General features: G+C 65.3%; 9 protein-coding genes and 1 pseudogene. 2 read left to right on the top strand and 8 right to left on the bottom strand.

Annotated elements, in window-relative coordinates; all coding sequences use genetic code 11:
* The 3 genes from dnaQ to Q0L94_RS01560 form a co-directional block, all read right to left on the bottom strand.
* Positions 1 to 528 (bottom strand): DNA polymerase III subunit epsilon (gene dnaQ / locus Q0L94_RS01570; protein ID WP_296749426.1); only part of this gene is annotated, 528 nt, incomplete at its 3' end.
* A 10-nt stretch (positions 529 to 538) separates the two neighbouring features.
* Positions 539 to 985, bottom strand: coding sequence for a ribonuclease HI (rnhA, locus tag Q0L94_RS01565; protein WP_296749424.1), 447 nt, complete (start codon positions 983 to 985; stop codon positions 539 to 541).
* Positions 975 to 1,712, bottom strand: coding sequence for a methyltransferase domain-containing protein (locus Q0L94_RS01560; RefSeq protein ID WP_296749422.1), 738 nt, complete (start codon positions 1,710 to 1,712; stop codon positions 975 to 977). Before Q0L94_RS01560 ends, rnhA begins: the two co-directional genes overlap by 11 nt.
* 30 nt (positions 1,713 to 1,742) lie before the next feature.
* Between Q0L94_RS01560 and gloB the strand changes: the two genes are divergently transcribed.
* Both gloB and Q0L94_RS01550 read left to right on the top strand, forming a co-directional pair.
* Complete coding sequence (gloB, locus tag Q0L94_RS01555; protein ID WP_296749420.1) at positions 1,743 to 2,513, top strand: hydroxyacylglutathione hydrolase; 771 nt, start codon at positions 1,743 to 1,745, stop codon at positions 2,511 to 2,513.
* Positions 2,514 to 2,567: 54 nt separating this feature from the next.
* Positions 2,568 to 4,139 carry a LysM peptidoglycan-binding domain-containing protein gene (locus tag Q0L94_RS01550; protein WP_296749418.1) on the top strand — a complete coding sequence of 524 codons (1,572 nt, stop codon included), beginning with the start codon at positions 2,568 to 2,570 and terminating at the stop codon, positions 4,137 to 4,139.
* A 37-nt stretch (positions 4,140 to 4,176) separates the two neighbouring features.
* On the opposite strand, the gene Q0L94_RS01545 is transcribed toward Q0L94_RS01550, so the two are convergent.
* From Q0L94_RS01545 to Q0L94_RS01525, 5 genes and pseudogenes are all read right to left on the bottom strand, one after another.
* Positions 4,177 to 4,374: a hypothetical protein gene (locus tag Q0L94_RS01545; RefSeq protein WP_296641930.1), complete on the bottom strand. Its 198-nt coding sequence runs from the start codon at positions 4,372 to 4,374 to the stop codon at positions 4,177 to 4,179.
* Positions 4,371 to 6,425, bottom strand: a complete 2,055-nt coding sequence (locus tag Q0L94_RS01540; RefSeq protein WP_296749416.1) for an ABC transporter ATP-binding protein — start codon at positions 6,423 to 6,425, stop codon at positions 4,371 to 4,373. The genes Q0L94_RS01545 and Q0L94_RS01540 overlap by 4 nt, the downstream gene beginning before the upstream one ends.
* On the bottom strand, positions 6,422 to 7,828 hold the full coding sequence (locus tag Q0L94_RS01535; RefSeq protein ID WP_296749414.1) for an ABC transporter permease: 1,407 nt from the start codon (positions 7,826 to 7,828) through the stop codon (positions 6,422 to 6,424). The genes Q0L94_RS01540 and Q0L94_RS01535 overlap by 4 nt, the downstream gene beginning before the upstream one ends.
* On the bottom strand, positions 7,825 to 8,802 hold the full coding sequence (locus Q0L94_RS01530) for an ABC transporter permease (RefSeq protein WP_296749413.1): 978 nt from the start codon (positions 8,800 to 8,802) through the stop codon (positions 7,825 to 7,827). The genes Q0L94_RS01535 and Q0L94_RS01530 overlap by 4 nt, the downstream gene beginning before the upstream one ends.
* Positions 8,802 to 9,386: pseudogene (locus Q0L94_RS01525) on the bottom strand (peptide ABC transporter substrate-binding protein); the annotation flags it as partial. The gene Q0L94_RS01530 and the pseudogene Q0L94_RS01525, both read right to left, overlap by 1 nt.

Raw genomic sequence — 9,386 nt, 5'->3', positions numbered from 1 at the left:
CGACAGGCTTTCCTGGCCGCGCGTCAGCGCCAGGTACACCGCCGCCAGCAGCTCGCAGTCGAGCAATGCGCCGTGCAGCGTGCGCGCCGTGTTGTCCACGCCGTAGCGTTTGCACAGCGCATCCAGGTTGTTGCGCTGGCCAGGGTGCAGCGTCTTGGCCAGCGCCAGGGTGTCGGTCACGCCGTCGCACCAAGTCGCCAGCGGCGACATCTCCAGCAGGCGCAGCTCCATATTGAGAAAGCCCACGTCGAACGGCGCGTTGTGAATGATGAGTTCGGCGCCCTGGATGAAATCAACGAACTCGCGGGCAATGCCGGCAAAGCGCGGCTTGTCTTGCAGGAACTCGGGAGTGATGCCGTGCACCTGCATTGCCCCGGCGTCGATGTCGCGATCCGGGTTCACATAACGGTGCAGGTGATTGCCAGTGAGCCGCCGGTTGACCATCTCCACCGCCGCCACTTCGATGATGCGATGCCCCTGGCTGGGGTCGAGGCCGGTGGTTTCGGTATCCAGAATGATTTGCCGCATAGTGTCAGCTTCAGTGTTGTTGCGCCTGCAGGACGCCCTGGTTGGCCAGCACGTCGGCACGTTCGTTTTCGGGGTGGCCGGCATGCCCCCGCACCCATATCCACTCGATGCGGTGCTGCTGGTTCAAGGCGTCGAGCTGCTGCCACAGATCCTGGTTCTTCACCGGCTTGCCGTCGGCGGCGCGCCAGTTGCGCCGCTTCCAGCCGGGCAACCATTCGCTGATGCCTTTTTGCACATACTGCGAGTCGGTGTGGACTTCGACCGTGGAGGGGCGCTTCAGCAGCTCCAGCGCGCGGATCACCGCGGTCATTTCCATGCGGTTGTTGGTGGTGGCGGCCTCTCCGCCATAGATTTCCTTGCGGTGGCCGCCCGTCACCAGCAGGGCACCCCAGCCGCCGATGCCGGGATTACCCTTGCAGGCGCCGTCGCTGTATATGTAAATGGTGTCAGCGTTCACGATGGACCCGATACTGTTTGAGATTGATCACCTTGGCCGCGGGCGACAGAAAACGTTGCGTCACCGGCGTTTTCCACTGCGGCAGGATGATGTTCATGCCCTGCACGCGCTTCACCGCCTGCAGAAAATACACGCCGCCGCCCATCGCCCACCAGCGATCGCCGGCGGGTTCCATGAAACGCAGCCGGCGCAGCCAGTTTGCGCGGTTGATCGGCGGACGGTAGCAGCACATGCTGCCGGCTGCCACCTCGAGGCCCAGCAATGCCATCCAGTCTTTCACCCGCGAAATATTCAGGAAGCTGCCGTTCCACGGATAACCGCATTCGCCGCCCTGCAGCCTGCGCGCCAGCCCCCACAGGCTGCGCGGATTGAACCCGGCCAGCACCAGGCGGCCTTCCGGGCGCAGCACGCGCTCGGCCTCGCGCAAAACCTGATGCGGATTGGCGCTGAACTCCAGCACGTGCGGCAGCAGCAGCAGATCGAGCGACTGGCTCTCGAACGGCAGGAACATGGGGTCGGCCCCGACCTGGGCGGGCGCTTCCACCGCGCACGTGACCCGCAGCGGAATCCGGCTGTTGCGCAGGAAATCGATCTGCGGCAGCCCCACCTGCACGGCGTTGAAACCGAACACATCCGACACCGCACGGTCGAAATAGCGCCGCTCGCGGAACAGCAAGTGCTTTCCCAGCGGCGTATCGAACCATCCTTCATCCAGCTTGGATAACATAGTCATTCCTCCTGTCCGGCAAGCCTATTCATGTTGACCCTCATCCCCCTGCCCGCGTTCACCGACAACTACATCTGGGTGCTGCACGACGGCCGCCACGCCGTCGCCGTGGATCCTGGCGACCCGGCGCCGCTGATTGCCTTTCTCGATGCGCATCGGCTCGCGCTGACGGCGCTGCTGATCACCCACCATCACCGCGACCATACCGGCGGCAACGCCCTGCTGCATCAACGCTACGGCTGTGCCGTCTACGCCCCGGAGAACCCCCGCATTCCCGCCGTCAGCCATCCCCTGCACGGTGGCGATTGCGTGACGCTGACCCAGCCGGAAATATGTTTCGAGGTTCTTGCCACCCCCGGCCACACGCTCGACCACCTCAGCTACGTCGGCCACGGTTTCCTGTTTTGCGGCGACACCGTATTCGGCTGCGGCTGCGGCAAGCTGTTCGAGGGCAGCGCGGCAATGATGGCCACCAGTCTCGATGCCATTCTGGCCCTGCCCGATGCTACCCGAGTCTGCTGCGCGCATGAATACACCTTAAGCAATATCGACTTCGCCAAAACCCTGGACGGCGGCAATCCCGCCCTGCTGGAACGCGAACGGCAGGATCGCGCGCGGCGTTCGCGCAATCAGCCCACCCTGCCGTCCACCCTGGCCCTGGAAAAAGCCACCAATCCATTCCTGCGCTTTCACGATCCCGACATGACGGCCTTTGCCGCCCGTTACCTGAATCGGCCGCATCCCAGCCCGGCCGAGACGTTCGGCGCCATCCGCGCCGCCAAGGACGCCTGGGACGGTTGACCGCCCCCGGTCCAACCCCTTAGGATGAGCGCTTGTTGAGTACGGGAGACCGACTTGCCCGGAATCAAATTGGCCCGTTCCCGACCGGCCGGCAGCAAATTAAACCGCTTCAGCCTGGCCGTGCTGGCACTGCTTTTCAGCTACCCTGCTGCTGCAACGGAATCCTTCGCCGCCAACCAGTTCCTGGAATGGGACGCTGACGCCGGCAGCACAGCCGCCGACGCTTCCTCCGCCAGCGCCAGCCAGGACGATGTCTGGCAGCGCATCCGCAACGGCTTCAAGATCGAGGACGCCGCGTCCAACCCGCTCGTTGCCGTGCACGAATCCTGGTACGCGGCGCGGCCGGAATCCGTGCGCCGCATGGTCGACCGCGCGCGCCGCTATCTGTTCCATATCGTCGAGGAAGTCGACCGCCGTGCGATGCCGATGGAAATCGCCTTGCTGCCGATGATCGAGAGCGCATTCAACCCCACCGCGCTATCGCCGTCTGCCGCCTCGGGCATCTGGCAGTTCATTCCCTCCACCGGCCGCCACTACGGCCTCAAGCAGGACAGCTGGTACGACGGCCGGCGCGACTTCACCGCCGCCACCCAAGCTGCGCTCGACTACCTGGGCAAGCTGTATCTCGATTTCGGCGACTGGCAGCTGGCGCTGGCGGCCTACAACTGTGGCGAAGGCTGCGTCGCGCGCGCCATCCAGAAGAACGTCCAGCAGGGACTGCCCACCGATTACGCCAGCCTGTCCCTGCCCAGCGAGACCCGCCATTACGTCCCCAAGCTTCTCGCCATCAAGAACCTGATCCGCAATCCCGAACAGCACGGCATCGCCATCGACGCGCTGCCCAACCAGCCCTATTTCGACCAGGTCACCGTCCATGCCAGCATGGACATCCACTCCGCCGCGCGGCTGGCGGGCATGAGCAGCGACGAGTTCATCGCACTCAACGCCGCCTTTCCGCGCAAGCTCATCCGTTCCGACACGCCGGTCAACCTGCTGATCCCGGTCGACAAAACCGACAAATTCCAGCGCAACCTGGAGACTGCCAGCTGGGACTCCTGGCAGCCCTATGCGGCACAAAAAGGCGAACGCCCCGAAGCCATCGCCAAGCGCTTCGATGTCAGCCTCGCCCGCCTCGAAGAACATAACCAGTTTCAGTTGAAACGCGGCAAGCTGGTGCGCGCGCAAACCATACTCGTCCCCGTCAGCGGCCGTGGCGTGGCCGCGGCGCAAAGCGTCGCCGCGGCAACAACGACGAGCGCAAGCCAGCATCTGGTCGAGCGCGGCGACACGCTGTTCGGCGTGGCCCGCCGTTACGGCCTGAGCGTCGCCCAGTTGACCCAGGCCAACCCCGGCCTCGCTGGCGGTCTCAAAGCCGGCCAGACCCTGCGCTTGCCCCTGAACGAACAGGCCGCTCGGCAGCCCGAAGCCGTCCGGCACGTCGCCTTCACCCCCCTTCCCGGAAAACCTGCCGGGCCTGTTCACTACACCGTCAAACGCGGCGACAGCCTGCACGCCATCGCGCAGCGTTTCGACGTCAGTCTGGCCGACCTCAAAACCTGGAATCCGGTTTTCGGGAACGATAGCGTCATCCGTGCGGGCCAGCAGATCGTAGTCGAACGCCCCTGAGCCCGCGCTGAATCAGAGCGGCCTAACCTAACCCGCCCTAATCGGGCGCAGGCGGCTCATCCGACTTGTCCGACATCACCAGTGCCATGCCGACGGCGGCCAGCACCATCCACAGCACCGCCGCCCAGATGCCCAGCGCATCCGACAGCGGCCCCATGAAAAGCAGCGTCAGCATGGCCACGCCCAGAACCAGGTTGCCGATCCAGAAATTGCGACTGCGTTTGCCGGTATTCAATTGAAACTCCGTCCAGAAAATGCCTGCCCCTGCGCGGCCACCCAGTGGCAACGCGCCCAATGCTCGCTGCCCACCGCGGTTTGATCGGGATAGATTTGCCGGCATATTTCGCTTGCATGCGGGCAACGCGGATGGAAATGGCAGCCGCTGGGCGGATTGAGCGGCGACGGCTGGTCGCCGCTCAGGCGAACGATGCGCTGCCCGGCCGACGGTTCGATACGCGGCACGGCACTCACCAGCGCCTGGGCATAAGGATGGCGCGGAGCGCGCAGCACTTGCGCCGCCGGGCCTTGTTCGACGATGCGCCCGAGATACATCACCGCCACCTCGTGCGCCAGATAATCGACCACGGCGAGGTTGTGGGTGATGAACAGATAGGCCAGACCCAGGCTGTCCTGCAAGTCTTTCAGCAGATTCAGTATCTGCGCCTGCACCGAGACGTCGAGCGCGCTGGTCGGTTCGTCGCAAATCACCAGTCTGGGCGACACCGCCAGCGCCCGCGCAATCGCAATGCGCTGCCGCTGCCCCCCGGAAAACGCATGCGGATAGCGCCCCCCCGCGTCGTCGGGCAGTCCCACCTGGCGCAGCAACAGCGCAACCGCGTCGCGGCGTTGGTTAGCCGCCCCCACTCCCAGCGCGTCCATGCCTTCGAGCAGGATGTCCGCCACCCGCATGCGCGGATTGAGCGAGCTGAACGGATCCTGGAACACCATCTGCGCCTGTCGCCGCAGGGTGGATGCATTGCGCGCGGTGACGGTCTCGCCGGCCAGCACGATGCGGCCCGCGGTCGGTTCGATCAGCCGCAGCAGCGCCTTGCCCACGGTGGTCTTGCCGCAGCCGGATTCGCCCACCAGCGCCAGCGTGCGGCCCGGCTGGATCGCCAGCGTCACATCGTCCACTGCGCGTACGTGACCCACGGTGCGCTGGATGAAGCCGCGCCTGATCGGAAAATACACTTTCAGGCCGTCCACCTGCAGCAGGGCTTGCGCCGCTTGGGTCGAATGCGTCGGCGTCGCCACCGCGGGCGCACTGCGCAGCGGCAGCATGCCCGCCAGATGGCAGCGCACCCGCTGATCGTCGATCGTTTGCCAGTCGGGCGATTCGTCGCGGCAGCGCGCAATCGCAAACGGACAGCGCGGCGCAAAGCGGCAGCCGCGCATCCGGCCGTCGAGCTTCGGCACCTGGCCGGGAATCGTGGTCAGCCGCGCGCCATCGCCGGGACGCCCTGCAGGACTCTGCTCCGCTACGGGCTGAAGTCCGTGCGGAATCGGATGCGGCAGCGCCTCGAACAGCATGCGGCTATACGGATGTTGCGGGGCCGCGAAAAATGCGTCGCGCGTCCCTTCTTCCAGTAACTCGCCGGCATACATCACCCCCACGCGGTCGGCGTTCTCGGCCACCACCCCGAGATCGTGCGTGATCAGCAGCATGCCCATCCGCTTTTCGCTGCGCAGGCGCCGCAGCACGTCGAGCACCTGCGCCTGGATGGTCACGTCGAGCGCCGTGGTCGGCTCGTCGGCGATCAGGATCCTGGGCTGGCCGGCCAGCGCCATCGCGATCATCGCCCGCTGGCGCAGGCCGCCGGACAGCTCGAACGGATAACTGTCGAGCCGCTGCAGCGCATCCGGCACCCCCACCGAATCGAGCAGTCCGCGTGCCGCCTGCCGCGCCGCCTGCCCGCTCAGTCCCTGATGCAGGACCAGCGCTTCGACAATCTGATGGCCCACCTTGACGACCGGATTCAGCGCCAGCATCGGTTCCTGGAAAATCATCGCCATGCCGCCGCCACGCACGCGCCGCATGTCGCGCTCGGGCAGCGCCAGCACATCCTGTCCGTCCAGTTGCACCGCCCCCGCGACGATACGGCCGCCATCCGGCAGCAGGCGCATCAGCGACAGCGCGGTCATCGACTTGCCGCAGCCGGACTCGCCTAGCAGCGCGTAGGTTTCGCCGGCAGCGACATGAAAGGACACGCCATCGACCACGCGCAGGGTATCCGCACCGCGGCCGATTTCGGTGACGAGCCCATCGACCCGCAACAGGGGCTTCACCGGCGGCCTCCCAGACGCGGGTCGAAGGCGTCGCGCACGCCGTCGGCAAACAGGTTGGCGGCCAGCACCAGCGCGAACATGAAGGCGAACGCCGCACCGAGCTGCCACCATACTGCCGGTTCGCGTGCAAGTTCGAGGCGCGCGCCGTTGATCATGTTGCCCCAGCTGTACATGGAAGGATCGACGCCGACGCCGACGTAGGACAGCACCGCTTCGGCCAGCACCAGCCCGGAAAAATCCAGAACGACCGCAATCAGCACCAGATGGAAGACGTTGGGAAAAATATGGCGGCTGATGATGCGTGCATTCGATACGCCGAAGGCGCGCGCCGCTTCGACGTAATCGAGCGTGCGCAACTTGAGCGATTCGCCGCGCAGCAGCCGCGCCAGTCCGGTCCAACTGGTCATGCCCATGATCAGGCACAGCGCCAGCAGACGAATGTCGGCGCGCGCGGCGGCGGTGTCGAACAGTTCGGGGTTGGATTCGATATAGACCTGCACGATCAGCACGGCAGCCGCAATCAGCAGCACGCCCGGGATCGAGTTGAGCACGGTGTAGACATACTGGATCGCATCGTCCACCCAGCCACGGAAATAGCCCGCCACGATACCCAGGCCGATCGCCAGCGGCAGCGTGACCAGCGTGGTCAGCGACCCGATCACCAGGCCGGTGCGGATGCTTTTGAGGCTGATGTAGAGCACGTCCTGTCCGACCTTGTCGGTACCGAGCACATGGTAGCCGGACGCCAGCTGCGCCATCGCGCCGCCCAGCATGAGCAGCAGCGCCAGCATGCCGGCGAGCGTGCGGCCGGGCCAGTTCAAGCCGCCCTGTCGCCACCTTGCAAGCCATGTACCGACGGGCAGCTGCAGCCGGCGTGCCTGCCACGCAGCCAGGCCGGCAAACAGCAGCAGGCCGGCGAGGGCGCCCTGCGCGGCGCCGGCAAGGCTGCGCCGCGCGATGTCGGATACCCGGTCGCCGGCGTGCTGCAGATGCGCGCCGCCATATTGCAGGCGGGGATAGTCGCGCACCGCCACGCCATTCCGCTCGACGAATTCCATGGCATACAGCTGCATCGCCAGCGGCGCCGAATAGGTTTTTTCCTGGCGGGTGCGCAGGCCGCCCACCAGCGCGTCGAACGCGCTCATCACCTCGACCGAATACTGCGGCTTGTCGGCCGGGCTGTCGGGCAGCCGTTCCCGGTAATGCAGCGAATCGAGCAGGCCGATGACGGCGAAGACGCCCAGCACCAGAGCCGCCCCCATCGCCATCGGGCGCTGCGCCACGGCCTCCCACGGAGCGCGCAGATGAGCGTGGCGACGGATCAACCAGGCCAGCGCCAGCACGCCCGCCAGCAGCGCAAAAATCAGCGCATCGGTCCACAGGATCACGGGCATGAAACTCATTGCAGCCTCACCCGCGGATCAGCCCACGAATAGGAAATGTCGGTAAGAATGAGGCCGACGATGTAGAGAAAGGAGCCCAGGAACACCATCGCACGCACCACGGCGAAATCCTGCGCCTGGATCGCGTCGATGGTGTAGCTGCCCAGTCCCGGAATGCCGAAGAAAGACTCGGTGATCAGGCTGCCCATGAACAGCAGCGGCAGCACCACCACTGCGCCGGTGAGGATCGGGATCATGCCGTTCTTCAGCACGTGGCGAAACAAGACCCGGATTTCGGACAAGCCCTTGGCGCGCGCGGTGCGCACGTAGTCCTTGCCGATTTCCTCGAGGAAAATCGTGCGGTACCAGCGCGCGCCGCTGCCGATTCCTGCCGCCACGCTGACCAACACCGGCAACAGGATGAACTTGAGCCCGCCGATGCCGCCGGCATAGCCCGAAATCGGCAGCAGGTTCCACAACTTGGCGATGAAATACTGTCCGGCGATGATGTAGAACAGGCCCGAGATCGACATCAGCACCACGCACAGCACCACCCCCCACAGGTCGAGGTAGGTGGCACGGAAAAACACCATCAGCAAGGCGAAGGTGATGTTGACCAGCAAGCCGATGGCGAACACCGGCAGCGCGATCGCCAGGCTCGGCCCCATGCGGGTGCGGATTTCGTTGCCGATGTCGCGGCCGTCGTCGCTTTTGCCGAACTTGAAGACGAACATCGCCGCCGAGTGCTGGAAGAAAATCGTCTCGGTGAACTGCGCGCTGCCCGTTGCCTGCGCATTCAGCAGCAGCGGTTTGTCGTAGCCGTGCTCGGTCTTCCAGCGCTCGATCGCCTCCGGCGTCACATGCTTGACGCCGAGTTGCAGCCGCGCCATGTCGTCCGGCGTGTTGACGACGAAAAACAGCGCAAAGGTCAGCAGGTTGACCCCGATGAGGATAGGGATCGCGTACAGCAGGCGGCGCAGGATATAGGCGAACATCAGGCGGTCTTTCGTTCATGCCGCCGCCACGCGATCACTGCCGGCGCGATCACGGCCACCAGCGCAGCGGCCAGCAGCACGATCGGCCACAGCACCGGGCGGTTCCATTCGGCGCGCCGGGCTTCGCGCACGGCAGCGTCGATACGGCGGTATTTGAGGGTGTTGTTCGCCATCAGGTTGGGCTTGACGTTGTGCACCCAGCCGTGGCGCAGGCCGAAGGCCTTGGGATGGTAGGCGAATATCCACGGCGCATCGCGGCGCACGACGTCGAGCATGGCGTCGATCACCTGCTGGCGCGCAGGGCCGTTGTCCATGTCCTTCATCTGCTCGAACAGGCGGTCGAACTCGGGGCTGTCGTAGTTGGCGGCATTCTCGCCGCCGCTGCCGACTTTCTTGTGCGGGCCGTAGAGCAGGAAGAAGAAATTTTCCGGATCGGGGTAGTCGGCGTTCCAGCCCCATTCGAACAGCTGGGCATTGCCCTTGCGGATCTTGTCCTGAAAACGGTTGTAGTCGGTGCCGCGCACCACCAGCTGCACGTTGAGCTTGTCGAGCTGCTTCTTCATCCAGTCGAGCCGCGACTTGGC

This window comes from Thiobacillus sp. (assembly GCF_024708915.1).
Note: the sequence above shows the minus strand (reverse complement) of the source record. Positions and strands in the feature narration are given on the sequence as shown.

Excerpts from the sequence above, each read along its gene's own strand:
- Q0L94_RS01560 (WP_296749422.1), bottom strand. The coding sequence starts at position 1,712 with ATGTTATCCAAGCTGGATGAAGGATGGTTCGATACGCCGCTGGGAAAG.
- gloB (WP_296749420.1), top strand. The coding sequence starts at position 1,743 with ATGTTGACCCTCATCCCCCTGCCCGCGTTCACCGACAACTACATCTGG.
- Q0L94_RS01535 (WP_296749414.1), bottom strand. The coding sequence starts at position 7,828 with ATGAGTTTCATGCCCGTGATCCTGTGGACCGATGCGCTGATTTTTGCG.
- Q0L94_RS01530 (WP_296749413.1), bottom strand. The coding sequence starts at position 8,802 with ATGTTCGCCTATATCCTGCGCCGCCTGCTGTACGCGATCCCTATCCTC.